This window comes from Thermosynechococcus sp. HY213, assembly GCF_031460975.1.
GTDB lineage: Bacteria > Cyanobacteriota > Cyanobacteriia > Thermosynechococcales > Thermosynechococcaceae > Thermosynechococcus.
The window spans coordinates 1-18,793 of the sequence record NZ_JAVKVB010000009.1; the positions used below are offsets into that span (position 1 = coordinate 1).

The 18,793-nt window shown below is 52.6% G+C and carries 18 protein-coding genes and 1 pseudogene; 12 read left to right on the plus strand and 7 right to left on the minus strand.

Annotated features, from left to right (window positions below):
* Positions 1 to 120, minus strand: a pseudogene (locus tag RHK62_RS04970) (photosystem II D2 protein (photosystem q(a) protein)); the annotation flags it as partial.
* Between the two features lie 294 nt (positions 121 to 414).
* On the opposite strand from RHK62_RS04970, the gene RHK62_RS04975 reads away from it, so the two are divergent.
* From RHK62_RS04975 to tsaE, 5 genes are read left to right on the plus strand one after another with little or no spacing between them, the layout of a single operon-like run.
* Entirely contained in the window at positions 415 to 1,191 is a 777-nt protein-coding gene (locus RHK62_RS04975; RefSeq protein WP_310453381.1) for a WecB/TagA/CpsF family glycosyltransferase, read from the plus strand.
* The gene (gene ftsE / locus RHK62_RS04980; protein WP_225901530.1) at positions 1,188 to 1,910 is read left to right on the plus strand and encodes a cell division ATP-binding protein FtsE; all 723 of its coding nucleotides are present in this window, start codon (positions 1,188 to 1,190) and stop codon (positions 1,908 to 1,910) included. The genes RHK62_RS04975 and ftsE overlap by 4 nt, the downstream gene beginning before the upstream one ends.
* On the plus strand, positions 1,879 to 2,787 hold the full coding sequence (locus tag RHK62_RS04985; RefSeq protein WP_206199693.1) for an ABC transporter permease: 909 nt from the start codon (positions 1,879 to 1,881) through the stop codon (positions 2,785 to 2,787). Before ftsE ends, RHK62_RS04985 begins: the two co-directional genes overlap by 32 nt.
* 48 nt (positions 2,788 to 2,835) lie before the next feature.
* Positions 2,836 to 3,528 (plus strand): magnesium protoporphyrin IX methyltransferase, encoded by a 693-nt coding sequence (gene bchM / locus RHK62_RS04990; protein ID WP_206199692.1) that lies wholly within the window; start codon positions 2,836 to 2,838, stop codon positions 3,526 to 3,528.
* Positions 3,529 to 3,987 carry a tRNA (adenosine(37)-N6)-threonylcarbamoyltransferase complex ATPase subunit type 1 TsaE gene (gene tsaE / locus RHK62_RS04995; RefSeq protein ID WP_206199691.1) on the plus strand — a complete coding sequence of 153 codons (459 nt, stop codon included), beginning with the start codon at positions 3,529 to 3,531 and terminating at the stop codon, positions 3,985 to 3,987. It begins immediately after the preceding gene.
* Here tsaE and trmFO read toward each other — a convergent pair.
* On the minus strand, positions 3,890 to 5,263 hold the full coding sequence (trmFO, locus tag RHK62_RS05000) for an FADH(2)-oxidizing methylenetetrahydrofolate--tRNA-(uracil(54)-C(5))-methyltransferase TrmFO (RefSeq protein ID WP_310453382.1): 1,374 nt from the start codon (positions 5,261 to 5,263) through the stop codon (positions 3,890 to 3,892). The two genes, tsaE and trmFO, sit on opposite strands and share 98 nt — an antisense overlap.
* Before the next feature lie 2 nt (positions 5,264 to 5,265).
* On the minus strand, positions 5,266 to 6,669 hold the full coding sequence (locus RHK62_RS05005) for a cation:proton antiporter (protein ID WP_310453383.1): 1,404 nt from the start codon (positions 6,667 to 6,669) through the stop codon (positions 5,266 to 5,268).
* A gap of 157 nt (positions 6,670 to 6,826) precedes the next feature.
* On the opposite strand from RHK62_RS05005, the gene RHK62_RS05010 reads away from it, so the two are divergent.
* From RHK62_RS05010 to ndhM, 4 genes are all read left to right on the plus strand, one after another.
* On the plus strand, positions 6,827 to 7,510 hold the full coding sequence (locus RHK62_RS05010) for a response regulator transcription factor (protein ID WP_206199688.1): 684 nt from the start codon (positions 6,827 to 6,829) through the stop codon (positions 7,508 to 7,510).
* A 46-nt stretch (positions 7,511 to 7,556) separates the two neighbouring features.
* Entirely contained in the window at positions 7,557 to 8,918 is a 1,362-nt protein-coding gene (locus RHK62_RS05015) for a CHASE3 domain-containing protein (protein ID WP_310453384.1), read from the plus strand.
* A 140-nt stretch (positions 8,919 to 9,058) separates the two neighbouring features.
* A complete protein-coding gene (locus RHK62_RS05020) occupies positions 9,059 to 9,397 on the plus strand; it encodes a DNA-binding protein (RefSeq protein WP_315863022.1) in 339 nt (112 codons plus the stop codon).
* Between the two features lie 251 nt (positions 9,398 to 9,648).
* A complete protein-coding gene (gene ndhM, locus RHK62_RS05025; RefSeq protein WP_206199685.1) occupies positions 9,649 to 9,984 on the plus strand; it encodes a photosynthetic/respiratory NAD(P)H-quinone oxidoreductase subunit M in 336 nt (111 codons plus the stop codon).
* A gap of 256 nt (positions 9,985 to 10,240) precedes the next feature.
* Here the strand turns inward: ndhM and RHK62_RS05030 are convergent, their stop codons facing one another.
* The 3 genes from RHK62_RS05030 to RHK62_RS05040 form a co-directional block, all read right to left on the minus strand.
* Positions 10,241 to 10,411 (minus strand): chlorophyll a/b-binding protein, encoded by a 171-nt coding sequence (locus tag RHK62_RS05030; protein ID WP_011056299.1) that lies wholly within the window; start codon positions 10,409 to 10,411, stop codon positions 10,241 to 10,243.
* Positions 10,412 to 10,526: 115 nt separating this feature from the next.
* The gene (locus RHK62_RS05035; RefSeq protein ID WP_206199683.1) at positions 10,527 to 12,074 is read right to left on the minus strand and encodes a serine/threonine-protein kinase; all 1,548 of its coding nucleotides are present in this window, start codon (positions 12,072 to 12,074) and stop codon (positions 10,527 to 10,529) included.
* A 167-nt stretch (positions 12,075 to 12,241) separates the two neighbouring features.
* Positions 12,242 to 12,760 (minus strand): hypothetical protein, encoded by a 519-nt coding sequence (locus RHK62_RS05040; RefSeq protein WP_310453385.1) that lies wholly within the window; start codon positions 12,758 to 12,760, stop codon positions 12,242 to 12,244.
* 245 nt (positions 12,761 to 13,005) lie between these two features.
* Here RHK62_RS05040 and RHK62_RS05045 point away from each other — a divergent pair, with 245 nt between their 5' ends.
* The 3 genes from RHK62_RS05045 (at position 13,006) to RHK62_RS05055 (ending at position 17,424) form a co-directional block, all read left to right on the plus strand.
* On the plus strand, positions 13,006 to 13,824 hold the full coding sequence (locus RHK62_RS05045; RefSeq protein WP_206199681.1) for a photosystem II manganese-stabilizing polypeptide: 819 nt from the start codon (positions 13,006 to 13,008) through the stop codon (positions 13,822 to 13,824).
* Positions 13,825 to 13,837: 13 nt separating this feature from the next.
* Positions 13,838 to 15,430 (plus strand): ABC transporter ATP-binding protein, encoded by a 1,593-nt coding sequence (locus tag RHK62_RS05050; RefSeq protein ID WP_310453386.1) that lies wholly within the window; start codon positions 13,838 to 13,840, stop codon positions 15,428 to 15,430.
* 107 nt (positions 15,431 to 15,537) lie between these two features.
* Positions 15,538 to 17,424, plus strand: coding sequence for a PhoX family phosphatase (locus tag RHK62_RS05055; protein ID WP_310453387.1), 1,887 nt, complete (start codon positions 15,538 to 15,540; stop codon positions 17,422 to 17,424).
* Here the strand turns inward: RHK62_RS05055 and RHK62_RS05060 are convergent.
* Positions 17,421 to 18,701, minus strand: a complete 1,281-nt coding sequence (locus tag RHK62_RS05060; protein ID WP_302676235.1) for an FtsW/RodA/SpoVE family cell cycle protein — start codon at positions 18,699 to 18,701, stop codon at positions 17,421 to 17,423. The two genes, RHK62_RS05055 and RHK62_RS05060, sit on opposite strands and share 4 nt — an antisense overlap.
* Positions 18,702 to 18,793 lie beyond the last annotated feature (92 nt).

Below are 18,793 nucleotides of genomic sequence, written 5' to 3' on the forward strand. Positions count from 1 at the left end.
GCAGGGAAACAGCAGGATGCCTGACCAGCCGACAAAGACAAATCTGTCACGCTTGAGCCAGTCGTCGAGGATGTCAAACCATCCCCGTTCTGCTGGCGCTCGTCCAATTGCGATCGTCATAAAACTCAACTCCGAAAGGAAGTGATAAAGGCAGATTCGTGAGGTAGCTCAATGGGACGATAAGAGCCAAGTTTACGAATCTTAATAACGACTCTAATCTAGCAAAGGCGTTTTGTGGTTTTCAACAAGGCATATCCCGTGGGATGACCTTGTATATCCGATATAGCCCTTTTCCAGACGACGGGGATCCACTACTGAAGCGTTCTCCTGCCCATCACGCTGTTTTGCGCAGAGTGTTCACTTGCTGTGAAAAGGGCTGTAAGATACTCGGTGTTTCTTGTGCTCAATTTCCCTATGGGTTACCCCCTTGTGATGCCCACCATTCCCGCAAAAGTCTCAGTTTTCGGATTTCCCCTTCATTTGGTGGACAACGCTCCTGAGTGGCTGCTAATGCAACAGCGGGATGGCCATGGTCAGCACGTGATCACGCTCAATTCAGAGATGGTGATGCTGGCGGAGCGAACACCAGAGTTTGCTGATGTTTTACACCGTGCTGATTTGGTGATTCCCGATGGATCGGGGGTCATTCTCTACCTCAAGTTGCATGGCCTCTCGGTGCGCCGTCTGCCGGGGATTGAATTTGCCGAAGCCCTCCTGCGACTTGCCAATGAGGCGCCCCAGCCCAAGCGGGTCTTCTTCTATGGGGCAGCGCCGGGGGTGGCAGAAAAAGTGGCTGAGCGCTGGCATCGAGAGTTGCCCAACCTGAACATTATTGGTGTGCAGTCAGGCTACCACGATGCCGATACAGAGGTTGCTCTCATTGAAACGCTAAAGGAGACACAACCCCACATTATTTTTGTGGCTTTGGGAGTTCCCCGTCAGGAATATTGGATTGATCGCCATCGTCACATTTGTCCAGAAGCGATTTGGGTTGGCGTGGGCGGTAGTTTTGATGTGTGGGCAGGGGTTAAAAAGCGAGCACCCAAGCTAATGCAAAAACTCCATCTAGAATGGCTCTACCGTCTGTATCAGGAACCGTGGCGCTGGCGGCGGATGTTGGCTTTGCCCCAATTTGCATGGAAGGCGCTTCTAAGTCGTTTGTATGGGCGACAGCGTTTCTCGTCCCGATGACAGCAGTGACCCCAGTGGTACCCCCCTGCGAACCCACCTCTGAGGGGGTAATCGTTGCAGAACTGTGGCAAGTCACGAAGTCCTTTGGTGGCACTTTGCCCTGCTTACATCGCGTCAATTTACAACTGCGACGGGGAGAGTTTTATTTTCTCACGGGTGCTTCGGGGTCGGGTAAATCTACCCTCTTAAAACTCCTCTGTGGCCAAGTTCGCCCAGATCAGGGCATAGTTCGCCTCTTTGGTGAGGAAGTCAATCCCCAACAGGATCGACGGATGGCACAGTTGCGGCGGCGCTTGGGGGTAATCTTTCAAGACTTTAAGCTGCTGGGCGATCGCTCCGTGGCAGACAATGTGGCTTTTGCGCTGCTGGTGCGCGGTATTCCCAAAGCAGAAATTCAGCAGCGGGTACAAACGGTGCTCAAACTGGTGGGCCTGAGCCACAAAGCCAATGCCAATCCCCAATCTCTATCGGGGGGAGAGCAGCAGCGGGTGAGCATTGCTCGGGCGATCGTTGGTGGGCCTGAGCTATTGCTGGCGGATGAACCCACGGGCAATCTGGATCCGCAAACCAGCCAGCAAATTCTTGCCCTGCTCCATCGCCTCCATCAACATGGGCTAACGGTTCTCTTTACCACCCATGACTTAGCCTTGACTCGCTTAGTCCCCCATCGGATTCTCCATTTGCACCATGGCAAACTTGAGTCCCTTACCCACCCTTGACTTTTTGCTTCCAGAAGTGCGCCGCAGTCTCTGGCGCGGTGGTTGGCTCAATGGCGCAGCCGTTATTGCTGTGGCCGTGACGCTCTTTATTTTTGGTTGGGGCTGGCAAGTGTCGCACCTCCTTGGCGCTAGTGTCGAGTCCTTGGGCAATCGGCTAGAAATTACGGCCTATGTGTCGCCTGAACTTCCCGCAGCCAAAGTGGCCAGCCTTAAGGAGCAGTTGGCGGCATTACCGGGGGTAGCCGACTTCACTTGGATTGATCGCGATCGCGCTTGGGCACAATTGCAAGCTGATTTAGGCCTCAAAAGTGAACAGGGTGGCTTAGCCCTCTTTGACACCAATCCCCTCAGCGATGAAATCAAGATCCGCGCCCAAAGCCTCGAACAGGTGGCTCCCCTAGCCAGCCAAATTGCCCAAAAGGAAGGCATTGAGTCGGTGCAGTATCTTGAGCGTGCCCTAACGGGTCTGCAAAGTGTGCAGCGGGTAGTGCGGGCAGTCACGTTCATTTTGGTGCTGCTCCTGAGTTTAACGGTAGTTGCCTTAGTGAGCGCCATTTTACGGTTGATTATCCTTGTGCGCCAACCTGAAATTGAGATCATGACATTGGTGGGCGCCACCCAAACTTGGATTTATACCCCCCTATTTATTCAAGCCGCTAGTCTAGGTGGCGGCGGTGGTTTACTGGCGTGGATAGTTGGCTGGGGCAGTAGTCAACAGCTGCAGCAGTGGTTAACCCAACAGGCCAGTTTTCGCGCCCTTGCCAGCAATGTTTCCCTTGAATGGTCGCTGGGCTTGGGGGTGTTCCTGATCATCATTGGGGTAATTTTGGGGTTAGTGAGTACCCGATTGGCACTGCCAACCACCTCTCAGCGGTAGGCGGCTATGCCACAATAAATGGGGCAATGACGATTGATTCTAAGGGCTATGGCACAATTTACGGCTGACGAGAAAGCAATTGTTCAAAATTATTTCAACACGACCGGCTTCGATCGCTGGCGGCGCATCTATGGCACGGATCAGGTCAGCAAGGTGCAAGCGGATATCCGCATGGGACACCAACAGACCATTGATACGGTACTAGCATGGCTCAAGGCTGATGGCTCCCTCAAGGGTAAACTCATTTGTGATGCGGGCTGTGGGGTTGGTAGTCTGAGCATTCCCCTTGCAGAATTGGGGGCACGGGTCTATGCCAGTGACATTTCCGAGAAGATGGTGGCCGAAGCCCGCGATCGCGCCGCTGCTCAATTGAATGGCCACCATGAACTCATCCTCAGTGTCAGTGATCTTGAAGTCCTGCGGGGACAATACCATACCGTCATCTGCCTTGATGTCCTCATCCACTATCCCGACAGCCAAATGGCAGGGATGCTAGCCCACTTGAGTTCCTTGGCGATGGAGCGACTGATCCTCAGCTTTGCCCCCAAAACACCAAAATATACGCTGCTGAAAAAAATTGGTGAATTCTTCCCCGGCTCCAGCAAGGCCACCCGTGCCTATCTCCACAGTGAGGAATTTATTGTGGGGATTTTGCGAGACTTGGGTTGGCGGATTGAACGCAATGCCATGACCAAAACCCGCTTTTACTTTTCGCGACTCCTAGAAGCAGTGCGCGCCTAGATGACGAACCTCAACCTCAGCTTGGCGGATCTGCAAGCCTTGGGGCGCCAGTGGGGGACATGGCTGCCGCCGGGGACAGTGCTCTTGTTAGCGGGGGATCTAGGGGCAGGGAAAACCACGTTTGTGCAAGCCTTGGGGGAGGGATTGGGCATTGCGGATGTCATCCAAAGCCCCACTTTCACGCTGATTCAGGAATACCCCGAAGGGCGTGTGCCCCTCTATCACTTTGATCTCTATCGCCTTACCCCTGCTGAAGTGGCGGAGTTGGCACCGGAACGTTATTGGCTTGGGGAAGAAATTGATCTCGGAATTGTTGCCATAGAGTGGCCCGATCGCCTGCCAACGCTACCCCCAGACTACCTTAGGCTCCAGCTTCAACGACAGCAGGATCGCACCTGTCTAACTCTAGAGGCTGTAGGGGCAGCGACATCGCTGTTGCCCAAATGCTTAAATCTTTGAGGGCGCGATCGCGATAAGCGGCATAGCGCAAGGCCTTTTGCCGAACGTTTTGCTCTAGGGGTGGCAGAATACCAAAGTTGGGGGGCATGGGCTGGAAGGTTTTGCTCTCCGCCGTACTGATGTAGTGGAAGAGGGCACCGGCCATCGTGGTTGGCGGCAATACCAAGGGTGGGAGTCCTTGTGCCAAGCGAGCCGCGTTCGTTCCTGCTAACCAGCCCCCCGCCGCTGCTGCTGTATACCCTTCGGTACCGGTAATTTGACCCGCCGCCAAGAGGGTGGGGCGATCGCGAAACTGGAGACTGGCACTCAACAACTTCGGCGCATTTAAGAAGGTATTGCGGTGCATCACCCCCATGCGCACAAACTCCGCCTGCTCTAAGCCCGGAATCATCCGAAACACCCGCTGTTGCTCCCCCCAGCGCAAATTGGTTTGAAAGCCCACCAAGTTCCACAGTTGACCATGGCGATCCTCTTGGCGCAGTTGTGCCACCGCATAGGGACGCTCTCCCGTACGCGGATCTCGCAAGCCCACGGGTTTCAAAGGTCCAAAGCGCAGGGTATCCACCCCCCGCTGCGCCAACTCCTCTACGGGTAAGCAAGCCTCAAAAAATTGAGCATTCTCACGCTCAAAGTCCTTCAAGGGTGCCTGTTCAGCTTCACAGAGAGCCTGCCAAAAGCGCTGATATTCCTCAGCAGTGAAGGGACAGTTGAGATAGGCCGCTTCCCCGCGGTCGTAGCGGGAGGCCAAAAAGGCCACCTCACGGTTAATGGACTCCCCAACCACAATTGGGCTGGCAGCATCGAAAAAGCTGAGGTAGTCTAGTCCGGTAAAGCGTTGGAGATCCGCACTCAGCGCCTCACTGGTAAGCGGCCCGGTGGCTAGCACGACAATCCCGGTCTCTGGCAAATGGGGGAGTTCTTCGCGCCGCAATGTCACAAGGGGATGGCGTTCGAGGGTTTCAGTCAACTCACGACTAAACTGGGCACGATCCACCGCTAGAGCACCGCCGGCAGGCACTTGATGGCGATCGGCAGTGGCAATAATCAACGACCCGAGGGCACGCAGTTCATGGTGCAATAACCCCGTGGCGCGATCGCTGGCCTTGGCACCAAAGGAATTACTGCACACCAACTCTGCCAACTCCGCCGTATGGTGAGCTGGACTAGGCACATGGGGGCGCATTTCATACAGCACCACCGGCACACCCGCTCGAACAATTTGCCAAGCCGCTTCTGTACCCGCTAGACCACCACCAATGACCGTAATCGGTTCCATTGCTATCCTTCTGGGGGAGACTCCACTGCAACTTCTGAGCTGGGTAACGCCTCTGAGTCTTCTACCTCTGGCTTGAAGACCAAGCGCAACAGGGGTGGCGCAACGAACGTGGTCACAATCACCATGACGATAATACCGGCATCTAGAGCCTTCGAGAGCACACCGCTGGCCGACCCCACAGCCGCAAAAATCAAACCCACTTCACCGCGAGGCACCATACCAATGCCAATGGCCCAACGGTTAATTCCCGGCTGGCCAAAGACCGTTGCCCCTGTTACCACCTTACCAAGAATGGCCACCAATACAAGGAACGAGGCAATGATCAGACCCGCACGATTGGCCGGTTCTAGGGGATTGAGAACGCTAATATCGGTGCGTGCGCCAACACAGACAAAGAAAACTGGCACTAGCATATCGGCAATGGGCAAAATCTGCTCCTCTAGCTCACGTCGTTTTTCCGTTTCCCCCAAGACTAAGCCAGCGGTAAAAGCACCGAGAATCGCTTCCAATTGCAGCATCACTGCCACATAACCAAGGACAAAGGCAAAGATAAGAGAGGGAATCAGTAAGTTGCCGCGCGTTGTCAGGCGATCGACCATTCCCAAAAAGAAGGGACTCAGCAGCCGCCCCACGACAACAGACCCCACCAAAAAGACTACAGAGCTAATGATCAAGTAGATCACATTGCTAATCTCGACCGTGCCCGTTTTGGCTAGACTGGCCACCACTGCCAGCACAATAATGCCGAGAATATCATCGAGAACGGCTGCCCCAATGATGATTTGACCTTCCGGAGAAGTAAGACGTTGAATTTCGGCAAGGACTTTGGCTGTGATGCCAATACTGGTTGCCGTCAGAGCCGCCCCTGCAAAGATGGCCGGTACCAAGTCCACATGAAACAGCGTCACGAGGCCAAGGGTTCCTGCTGTAAAGGGAACCACCACCCCGCCCACAGCAACGATAGCTGCCTGCGGCCCCACCCTCAGCAAACCCTCTAGATCGGACTCCAAGCCAATCTCAAAGAGCAGGATCATGACGCCAATTTCTGAGAGGACGGCAATGACCTCACTGGCAGTATTGGCAACCACCGTAGCCAGCGGGTCATCCATGCCGGTGGTCTGCTGAATAAACGTCGTCAGCACAGAGGGCTCAGTGGTTCCCCCTTCGGAAAAGACCAACAGGTGCAAGACCGAAATACCAACCACCACACCGCCCACCAGCTCACCCAACACCGGTGGAAAGTTAATGCGGGCACAAATTTCACCGCCCATTTTGCTCGCCAAGTAAATCACCACCAGACTCAGTAAAACAGCGGCCAAAATTAAAGGTGCTGCTTCCGCCAAGTTCACTGATTCTGCTGCCGCATTGGCAAAAAAGGGTTCAAACAGTAGCGCTATCAAAGGCATAGAAGCAAAGGCTCAAAACTCTTTAACTCAGTTAAGCATGCCTTCCCCTTTTGCTCAACCTGCCTCTGGCCTGAACCGAATCCTATTTCTTTCTGTCTAAATCAAGTTGGATTTCAGTCGGTTTATCATCGTTTTTTATAGCAGCGGTCACTCGATCATGCGCATTCTCTTTGTCGAAGATGACCCCCAGCAGCGACAGCCCATTTGCCTAGCACTGCAGCGGCAGGGCTACACCGTTGATACTGCACCCGATTTGAAAACAGCCTACTGGTTAATCCATGAGGTGGATTATGAATTGCTCATTTTAGATTGGCTTTTACCCGATGGTGAAGGCACACAGCTGTGTCGCTATTACCGCCAGCAGCAAAAAACCGCGCCAATTGTCTTTCTTACCGCAAAGGACACGACGGCGGATAAAGTCACTGGCTTAGATGTGGGTGCCGATGATTATCTCATTAAGCCCGTGGATCTATTGGAATTATTGGCACGCATCCGCGCCCTGCGGCGGCGATCGCCCCTCTGGCAGGGGGATGAACTAACCCTTGAGGGATTAACTCTCCACCTAGAGACTCGGAAGTTGAGCTATCAAGGTGTGGAAATTCAGCTTAAAAGTCGAGATTTTCAGTTGCTCAGCTACCTGATGCGCCATCCACGCCAAGTTCTCAGCTGCCAGCAAATTGAAAGTCAACTCTGGGAATGGGATAAATCCCCTGAGAGTAACGCGGTTGCTGTGCGAGTGAAACGGCTGCGGGAGCAATTGAAGCAACTGGGTGTAGAGCATTGGCTCAAAACCCACTATGGTAGTGGTTATTCCTTGAATCCCCAGCAAAATGTTTCTTAGGAAAGTAGTTGGATCAATTCGCTATCGTGCTGGCTTAATTATTGCCATGCCGATTATCTTTCTGTTCATTATTGTCGCGTCATTTATATGGTTGAAGCTAAACCTAATTGAAGATGATGAATGGGTGTTGCATACGCAAAAAGTAAGACTAGAAACGCAAAAACTACTTAACTTACTGCTGGACTTGGAAACGGGTGTGCGTGGCTATAGCCTGACAGGCAGTCACCGCTTTCTGCAACCTTACATTGCGGCAAAATCTCGCATTGTTCCATCATTGGAAAAAATTAGAGAGCTGGTACAGGATAATCCTGAGCAACTTAAGGCTTTAGACTCAATCGAGGAAACCCTTCAGCAAAACATTCAGATTTTTGATCGTTATGTGTATTCAGAAAATTTTGCATCTATGACTCATTTAGTCAGTAAATCCAACCAAGAGCAGAATATTGATTGGAATAAAAGTCGGATTTTAATGGAAAGAGCACGGCAAAGCATTTACGAATTTTATAAAAATGAGGAGGTGCTGTTGGGCGATCGCCGGCGGCACCAAATTGAGTATCGAGAATTGGCATGGTCAATTATAATTGCTGCTGCCGTGATTGGTGTTATTGCTAGCTTACTCTCTGTTCGCTTGTTTTATCAGCTGGTTGCAGAACTAGAATCGCGCGAAAATTCCCTTAGGGAAAATAATGAAAAACTATCTGTTGTTTGTCATCAGCTTCAGCGATTTACAGCCAATGCTTCCCATGAGCTAAGGGCACCTTTATCAGCAATTTTAAGTAATAGTCAACTGGCTCTAATGATCTTAGAAGAAGAGCTGCAAGATGACAGTGAATCCTTTACAACTGTGCAGCAAAACTTAAACAACATCTGCCAGATTGCAAAACAAATGGCCAATTTAGTCAGCGATCTGCTGTTTTTGGCTCGCCATGAAGGTCAGTTGGCCAATTGCCAATCGTTTAATGCCCATGCGCTGATTAAGGAATTAGCTGAAGAGTGGCAGCAGCCCATGGATGACCAAGGGATTACATTTGTGGTTCAACTCCCTGAATTGCCCATCATGGTAAAGGGTGACTTTTTGCTGCTCAAGCAAGCAATTGCAAATCTTTTGAGGAATGCCTGCGCCTATACCCCCCAAGGTGGCAAGGTGAAATTGGAAACTCAGTCAACGGAGCGCGAGGTTCAAATTGCTGTTGTGGATACGGGGATCGGCATTCCAGAAGCTGCCCTGCCCCATGTCTGCGAGCGCTTTTATCGCATTCATCAAGGTCAGAAACAACCGCAGGGCTTTGGTTTGGGGCTAGCGATCGTCAAACAAATTGTTGATGCTCATCAAGGACAGCTGCAAATTCACAGTCGCGTGGGGGAGGGAACAACGGTGACCATTACCTTACCCCCAAGCGGACGTTGACGGACGTTGACATAGTTCTGTCATTTTTTTTCCTTAATCTAGGGATTGAAGCATTGAGGACACAGAAGATGGTTAGGAAGTATTTATGGGCTTTGGGTATGTCTCTTTTTGTAGGTACTACGGGCGTTTTGATGCCACCGATGGCTCAAAGTGTTGCCCAGTCGGTAACTCCGATTCGTAATTTAGGCAATGTCTATGGCATTACCATTCGCGGCACCGTACGCAGTGCGGTTGGCAATCATTTCATTCTCGACGATGGCACGGGTCAAGTCATTGTGGATGCCGGTCCCCGTTGGTTTCACCAAATCAATCTCCAGCCCGGCGAAACCGTTACAGTTGTCGGCAAATATGATGATTATGACTTTGACGCCTTTCGCATTACCCGCGCCAATGGCGAGGTGATTAACATTCGTCCCCATGGTGGACCTCCCCCCTGGGCGGGTGGCCGGCGACGCTGGGAGCAACGACAGGCACGTTAGGAGGAAGCCCGTTACCACATAGGCGGCTGGGAAATTTTGTGAGGTAGCTAAAAATCTGGATGGATAGAGGGGGCAATTGCCCCTTTTATGTTCAGCTTTTAGCGATCGCTAGCCAAAATCAGCCTAGAATCCAGCCTAGTTCTATTACGGATTCTTGGGTTAAGGCATGAGTTTTTCGAAACTTTCCGCGCAAGGATTCTTGGTATAGTAGAAGCGTTTACGAACTACGGTTCACTCGTCATTGGTTAGCCATGCTACTGAAGTCTACAACACGCCACGTTCACATCTATGCCGGCCATGTGGTTGATGGGGAAGTTCATCCTGATACAGAAACGCTGACGCTGAATGTGGATCCCGATAACGAGTTGGAGTGGAACGACGCCGCCCTAGCGAAGGTGGAAGCCAAATTTCAGGAGTTGGTGGCAAATGCCGCTGGGGAGGACTTGACGGAATATAATCTGCGGCGCATTGGCTCGGACTTGGAGCATTTTATTCGCTCTTTGCTGATGCAGGGGGAAATTGGCTACAACCTCAACAGTCGTGTGCGCAACTACAGTCTGGGGATTCCTCGTGTGAATCACTCCTAGATTTATTCATCCTCAATTGCGGATTATTTAACAGGTATTTTGACAGCGGCATTTCCCGCTACAGTCCTGACCTATTGGGATGGATAGAGGGAGTACAATCCTCTCTGCTAGTCGCTTTCACGGTTTTGAAGGTGTGCTCTCTTTGTGAAAGGCGCTGTGTTTGCCTTGTAGTACCGCTGAATTGGCCAAAAAAAAGAGGCCATTACTGACCTCAAAATGACACTTTGACCGCTGAAAATTGGGAGAGAGTTAAGGTCTAGAGGAGACCCCAGAAGTGAAGCACGCCTTGTTTGGTGATCAGTTCTGTGAGTAGCGCCGCCACAAAGCCGATCATGGCGAGGCGACCGTTCCAAATTTCAGCTTGGGGGGTGAATCCAAAGACCCATGCGTTGCGATCTTCAGCTTTGATGGTTTTGGTATCTTCCATGGTTTTGACTCCTGATCGAACCCTGTACCCTCACTGTAACAATTCTTTACTAATTCCGCAACATCTCTTAATATATTTTTCTCTATTGCTGTCCTAGAGGGCGATCGCAATATCCCTAATCAATGACTGTGGCCATCTTCACGTTCTCCAGCTTGGCGAGGATTTGCGGCTTGTAGTTTTCAAACTCTGCTTTGAGGAGATTACGGCTCACAATCGCTGGGGCAGAACTGGGCAAGCTTTTACTGGTTTGCAGCCAATCCCGTAGCAGTTGCCGCTGGAAGGTAGCGATCGTAAACATGCGGACATTGATGCAGTGTTGCGGATCCTCAAGGGAGAAAAAGAGCAGCGGATAGTAGCCGGTCTCCGAGAGCAAAACGCAGAGTTCTTGGTTGCGTGGCAGTTTCATATCCAAATAACAGGGCAACCAGCGGGGCCCTTGCTTGGGATCGTAGATGGCAGTAATCCAGAGGATCATCGGGTGGGGACTGGTGGTAAAGAGAAACTGGTTGTAGCGAATATTGAGCATGCGCCGATCAATTTCTGGGCGAGGCAGCATCACCCACAGCGAGGCGGCTGATTCCCGCTGTGCATACAAAGGCATCGGAAAGACAATTTCCGCTACGGGTTTATCGGCAGGCCAAACACTTTGCCAGCAGACTTCTTCAACCGTTGCAAGGGCAACAGGCGGTTGAGACTGGCGTTCTGAGGGTTGAGAGACTTTTGCAGCGACCTCTACCCCCGGCTGGGTGACTCGACTACTCCCAAACTGTTCCTCAAGGGCTGTTAAGACCTTGATAATTTCACCGACGTTTTGGGGGCGATCGCTGGGGGACTTGGCCATGCAGGCCATGATCAGTTCCTCAAGGACAGGAGGAAGATACAACCCTGGACTGGCCACATTGAAGGGCACTGGCTTTTGGAAGTGGTGTGCCTTAAACCAACTGCCAATGGAGTGGGTGTCCGCCTGAATGGGCATCTTGCCGGTGAGTAGCTCATACATGGTGATGCCAAGACTGTAGATATCCGAGCGGTGATCCAACTCTCGCCCTTCAATTTGCTCTGGGGAACAGTAGGCCAAAGTGCCCATAAACGACGAGGTTTGCCTTTTTTCAGAGACATCCCCCAAAAATTTGGCAATCCCAAAATCCAATAGCTTCGCAAGTTCCCCCATCGTGCCATCCTGAATCACAAGGACGTTGCTAGGTTTAATGTCACGGTGAATAATGGGGCATTTTTGGCCTTCGATGATAATTCCCTCATGGGCTACCTGCAGACCAAGGCACATATGGCGTGCAATTCGCAGAAATCGGCTTAAGGGCAGGGGTTCTTCTAGGAGCAAATCACTGAGGTTTTCGCCTTCCAAAAATTCCATGACGTAGAAGGGAATTTCCTCGTTGTTCATGCCGTAGTCGAGCACCCGCACCACGTGCATACTTTTCTGACCGAGGAGAGCACCCGCGCGCGCTTCTTGGGCAAAGCGGGTTTTCATGCGATCGTTGAGCAGGGTTTGCGACAGGAATTTAACGGCAACCGGAACGCCGCCAAGGAGAATGTCCTCTGCCCGATACACCCGCCCCATTGAGCCTTTGCCAATCAGCTCCGTCAGCTGGTACCGATTCATCAGAATTTGGCCAATGTTGGTATCGCGGTGCGGTTCTGACATAGTTGCCTCAAGGGGAAATCGGCTGGCGAGGTCGCAAACAGGGAAGCATTGTGTTGCTAGGTCGCTATGGTTATACGTCTATTATCTCTAGAGTCTTTAGGTTCTGTTTGATCCATTGGGGCGATCGCTCTCCCCTAATCCATAGTTTCTTAAGCCTTTTTAGGGTTCTAAGCATTAGGAACGCCTAACCAAGACATCAATGACGAACTGGTAATCTGAATCTCTTTATCGAGATCGGGAACGGGAATAAAGACCACACCGCCACTACAGGAAATTTCCCCCACCGATCGCCACTGATTCGCGGTATAGATATGGACATAATTAACTGCGCCCCGTCGCCAACTGCGCCACATCTCACTGGCAGCACAATCATAGAGTTGATAGCCTTCGGGAATGGCGGCACGGGTAAAGGGCACCAGTTGTGCCTTATTTTGAGCGAGATCAGGGAAGAATGATCCATGGGTCAATGCTTGTCGCAAAGATTCCCACGCATCGCAGTAGCGCTTGACCATGATCTGCGGTTGACCATTCTCACTTTTGCCCGTGGCAATGACGCCCGCTTTGTTGTCCACCAGTTGCCAAGTCCCTAAAACCGATTCAATGCGATAGTTGGGATTTGAGGCAAGGCTCTCAGCCCCATTGACAACATCGGCAACAAAAACAGCAAACAACTCGCCGTCATCCATGAACTCCCTCCCGCTCCTGCTTTTTTATAGTTTACTTTGCCGCTCCAGTCGGAGAGAGGTCGGTCATTGTTTTTGCTCTTGTGAAATTAAAATATCTGTGAAAATTTCCTTTCTGAGGCGATCGCAAAGCTCCGTATAATCATGGATTGATAAGGTAGTTGCATGGCTGCCTTCACTGGACTCTTACGCAGGGGTATCTCCCACACTCTGACTGCTTTGAGATGCTTTGACTTCTGAGGTTAACCATGAAATATCGCATTTTAATGGCGACGCTGCTGGCGGTATGTTTAGGGATTTTTTCCTTGAGCGCCCCCGCCTTTGCCGCAAAACAGACTTTAACCTATGACGATATTGTCGGCACTGGTCTGGCCAACAAGTGCCCCACGCTTGATGATACGGCACGCGGTGCCTACCCCATTGATAGCTCCCAAACCTATCGCATTGCCCAACTGTGCTTACAGCCCACGACATTTTTGGTCAAGGAAGAGCCTAAGAACAAACGCCAAGAGGCCGAATTTGTCCCCACAAAACTGGTGACCCGCGAAACCACGAGCTTGGATCAAATTCAAGGGGAACTCAAGGTCAACAGCGATGGCAGCCTCACGTTCATAGAAGAGGATGGGATTGATTTCCAACCAGTGACCGTGCAAATGCCCGGTGGCGAGCGTATCCCACTGCTGTTTACGGTGAAAAACTTGGTGGCGAGCACTCAGCCCAACATTACTAGCATCACCACTTCAACGGATTTCAAAGGGGAATTCACCGTTCCTTCCTACCGCACTGCCAACTTCCTCGATCCCAAAGGACGGGGCTTGGCCTCTGGTTATGATTCGGCGATCGCCATTCCCCAAGGTAAAGAAGAAGAGCTGGCTCGTGCCAACGTCAAACGCTTCTCCTTGACCAAGGGTGAAATTTCTCTGAATGTGGCGAAAGTGGATGGCCGCACGGGTGAAATTGCTGGCACCTTTGAAAGTGAGCAACTCTCCGATGATGATATGGGTGCCCACGAACCTCACGAAGTGAAAATTCAAGGGGTCTTTTACGCCCGCATCGAACCTGCCTAGGATCGACCAGTCCATGGCGACTCTTTTAGAACTCAGGGAACTGCGGGTCGCCTACCCTACAACGGAGACATCATCTGCTGCAACATTCGTAGTGGATGGTGTTTCTTTTTGTGTGGCCGCTGGGGAGCGGTTTGGCTTAGTGGGGGAGTCAGGTTGTGGCAAATCCACGATTGGTAAGGCCATTTTGCAATTATTGCCGACTGGGTCACAGGTTGCTGGGGCGATCGCCCTTCAGGGGCAATCCCTTTTGGGGCTGACCACTTCCCAATTGCGGCGACTGCGGGGCGAGCAAATTGGTTTGGTCTTTCAAGATCCGATGACGCGCCTCAATCCCCTCATGAGCGTCTATGACCACTGCGATGAGCTATTGCGGAGTCATTGCTCTGCTTGGAGTCGCTCCCAACGGCGGCAGCGCATTGTTGAGGTGTTGGATCGGGTGAAAATTTCGGCCAATCGCCTGCATCAGTATCCCCATGAGTTGAGTGGCGGGATGCGTCAACGGGTGGCGATCGCCCTTGCGTTGCTCTTGAACCCACCCCTGATCATTGCCGACGAACCAACAACGGCGCTAGATGTGACTGTCGCGGCGGAAATTCTCGATGAACTCACGCGCCTGTGCCAAGAGGAGCAGCGGGGACTGCTGCTGATTTCCCACGATCTGGCATTGATGGCCAAGTATTGCGATCGCCTTGCGGTCATGCACCAAGGCAAGATTGTTGAACGGGGAGCGGCTCGTCAAGTGCTGCAACAGCCCCAACACCCCTATACCCAGTCCCTACTTGCGGCCACCCAACTCACCGCTAAAAAAACCCCACCCTTGGACACTGCCCCAGAACTGCTGCGGGTTCACAATTTACAGCGGCACTACCGCTTGGGGGGATGGCTACAACCGCAAACCACGATTCGAGCGGTAGATGGCGTCGATCTGACGTTGCGCCGGGGAGAAACCCTTGGCCTTGTAGGCGAATCCGGCTGTGGTAAAAGTACGCTCTCGCGCTTGATTCTGCAACTGATTCCCGCCAACGCCGGTGAAGTGGTCTTTTTGGGGCGCAATTTAACTCAATTACCCGCGGCACAACTGCGCCCAGTCCGCCGCGATCTGCAAATGATTTTCCAAGACCCCCATGCCTGCCTTAATCCCAAAATGACCGTGGAGCAAAACTTGCTGGAGCCACTGCTAATTCATCGGCTGATGGCCAAAAAGGCTGCCCAAGAACGGGTACGCGAGATGCTGGCACAGGTGGAATTGACCCCCCCTGAAGCCTATGTTCATCGCTATCCCTATGCCCTATCGGGGGGACAACGCCAACGGGTGGCGATCGCCCGTGCCCTGATTACCCATCCCCAACTGGTGGTCTGTGATGAGCCGGTGAGCATGCTCGATGCCCATATTCAACGCCAGGTGCTGGCGCTGATGCAGCAGTTAAAAGAGCAATTCCAACTCACGTATCTCTTTATTACCCACGATCTGGGGGTCGCCCGCTATTTTTGCGATCGCATTGCCGTCATGTACGCTGGCAAGATTGTTGAACTGGCGCCCACCGCCCAATTGTTTGCCCAGCCGCAACATCCCTACACGCAAAAATTGCTGGCCGCTGCTCTGTAGCTGGTCTTAACCACTTTTCCCCCATTTCTTAGGCAAACCCTAACCCAACTTCCCTAAGTTATAAACTGGCTGCCCACAGTGGATGAATTTGGAACGAGATACGCTTCATGGCTGAATATTTTGGTGATCTGTTACCCCGTGTCCTAAGCCGACGCACCGTACTAAAAACTGCTCTTTTTGGCGCGGCGGGTTTAACCCTTGCAACCCTGACCAAAGGGTGTGCCACTGCACCGGCTTTAGGCTTTCCAACGATTTACCCCAACACCGACGATAAAATTACGCTGCCTGAGGGCTTTGAGCATGGCGTCGTGATTCGCTGGGGCGATGCCCTCGATGGTGGTGAAAACTTGAATTGGAATCGCATTCACCAAACAGTCACCGCAGCTGATGTCCAGCGGCAGCAGCAGTGCTTTGGCTACAACTGTGATTTTGTTGGCTACCAGACCACACCCGATGGCAAGCATTTGCTCGTTGTGAATCATGAATACACCAATCCTGAACTCATGTTTCAAACGGTGGGCGATCGCCCCAATCAATGGCAAGCCGCACTCCAGCGGGAAGCCCATGGCCTCTCCATTGTCGAGATTGCCAAAAACGCCAATGGTGGCTGGCAATATGTGAAAGCCTCGCCCTACAACCGCCGAATCACAGGTTCAACGCCCTGCGAAATTTCTGGCCCTGCCAAAGGCCATGCCCTTTTGAAGACGGCTGGGGATCCCACGGGGACACGGGTCAACGGCACCCTCAACAACTGCGCAGCGGGCAAAACCCCTTGGGGCACGGTACTCACCTGTGAGGAAAACTTCCATAGCTATTTTGGCGGCAGTGATAGCAACCTGACGGGCATGGTGAAGGAGCTACATAAGCGCTATGACATTCCCAATGAGCGAGCCGATCGCTATGGCTTTTATCTCTATGAAGATCGCTTCAACATCGCGAAGGAACCCCAAGAGGCCTTTCGCTTTGGCTGGGTTGTGGAAGTGGATCCTCTTTCTCCGGATCGCGCCCCCATTAAACGCACAGCCCTAGGACGGTTTCGCCATGAGGCGGCGACAACGGTGATTGCCCCCGATGGTCGAGTTGTGGTGTATATGGGTGATGATGAACGCTTTGAGTATGCCTACAAATTCATTACCAAGGGCAAGTACCAAGCCAACGATCGCGCCGCCAATTTGAATCTGTTGGATGAAGGGGAACTGTACGTTGCTCGCTTTAATGACGATCTGACGGGTGAATGGCGAGCGATCGCCCGCGTTGAGGGCAGTACAATTAGCCCCAACCCCAATCTGCCCACAGCCTTCCAACAGGATCCTGCCCTGTGTTTTATTTACACCCGCGCCGCCGCCGATGCCCTAGGGGCAACAAAAATGGATCGACCCGAGGACTTTGAGTGGAATCCGGTCACCAAAAGTGTTTGGCTGGCGCTGACCTACAACGAGAAACGGAAGGCTAAGGCCACGGATGGCGCCAACCCGCGTCCTGAAAATGTGATGGGGCATGTGATTGAAATGATTGAGCAGGGCAATAACCCAACCGCCTTGCAGTTTCAGTGGCGTTTACCTTTGCTTTGTGGAGATCCCTCCGCCCCAGAGAAGAACCGCCAGTTAGTGCTGTATGGTGAACCCACCAACGCAGAGGTACCAGCAATCTCCGCTCCCGATAATTTTGCCTTCGATCGCGCCGGCAATGTCTGGATTGCCACCGACGGGAACCCAGGATCAAGCCGCCTTGGCAAAAATGACGGCGTTTATGTCCTCAATCCACAGCGCCGCGAACTGAAGATGTTCCTCTCTGGCGTGCCCGGCTGTGAAATTTGTGGGCCAGAGTTTAGTAGTGACTACCGCACCTTTTTCTGCGCGATCCAGCATCCGGGGGAAGGGGCAAAATCCACGGCTGATCTGTCAACACGCTGGCCCTATGGAGAAGAAGTGGTCGTGCCTCGGCCTGCCGTGATTGCCGTGTGGCGCTCAGATGGCCGGGAAGTGTCAGCCTAGGGTTTGCGGGAAGAATAGCGATTGATCCCTTCAGGACGCAGGGGAACTACGGGAGCAGCCCGGCGGCGGTGGGTTCTAGACGTTTTGGCGCGAGTGTTTGTGGCAGCGGGGAAGGCAATCACCTCTGCCTGCTGTCCTTCACGGGCACAGCGAATCAACAGGCCAGCGATCGCCATACTGGCCATAATTGAGCTACCGCCATAGCTAAAGAGGGGAAAGGGTAATCCTGTTGTCGGTAGGATACCAATGGCGACACCTATATTAATCAAGGCCTGTAGGAGCATGATCACCGTTGCCCCCAAGGCAATGAGCTGGATCAGGGGATCCCGCGCCTGATTCACCACCCGCATTCCCAGCCAACCGTAGGCCGCCAGCAGTCCTAGGAGCAAGAGGCACCCCAATAGCCCCATTTCCTCAGCATAGACCGCAAAAATAAAATCCGTGTGCTGGATGGGCAAATAGGAGAGCTTTTGCTGTGAAAAGCCATAGCCCGTGCCCAAAACGCCCCCCGAAGCAACCGCCAAGAGACTCTGCACCAGTTGGTAGCCATCCCCCATCGCATCCGCCCAAGGGTTGAGGAAGGACATCACCCGCCGCCGTTGATACTCGTTAATGCTCATGCTGAGGACTGCCAAGCCCAAGCCACTCATGGCTGTTAACAGCAGGGGCGCCAAGGGTAAACCTGCCCCAAAGGCCATCAGCCACAATGTCATGCCGCAGAGGGCGGTGGTACTGAGGTTCGGTTGGATTAAAATTCCTAGCAGCGTCACGGCAAAGGCCGTTAACCAAAAACAGCGTGCCTTGAGATGCAGCCGCCGCCACGAACTAAACACCCAAGCCGCTTGCAGGACTAAAAAAGGCTTCATCATTTCCGAGGGCTGGAGTTGAAAAGGACCAAGACTAATCCAGCGGGTGGCGCCCATCACCGTTGTCCCGACCCCCGGTAGGCGTGTTGCCCAGATCAGCAGCAGAAACAAAAAGAACCCTGGAATGGCCATCTGGAGCGATCGCCGCAGGGGTAGCCGTAGAAACAATTGAAACCCTGCCCAGCCAAGGGCAAGCCACAGCAACTGGCGCGTAAAGTAGTACAGCCCATCCCCTGTTTCGGCCAAACCCACGGGAAAACTAGCGGAAAAGAGGACGACCAACCCAAGACCAATCCACACTAGGGTCAACCAGTGGAGCAATCGTGCTTCTAGAGTCCACTGCCGCAGGTCGCCAACCGCTTCGCTGCGCCGCAGGCGATCGCCAAAGGGGAGAAAACGCCACCAACTCACGCTTAGATGACCCTCACTGGCATCGGCCACTATAGGAACAGTATCTAATCTGGCACAATTATTATGCATCTTTGAGAGCGACTGCCTGTGAC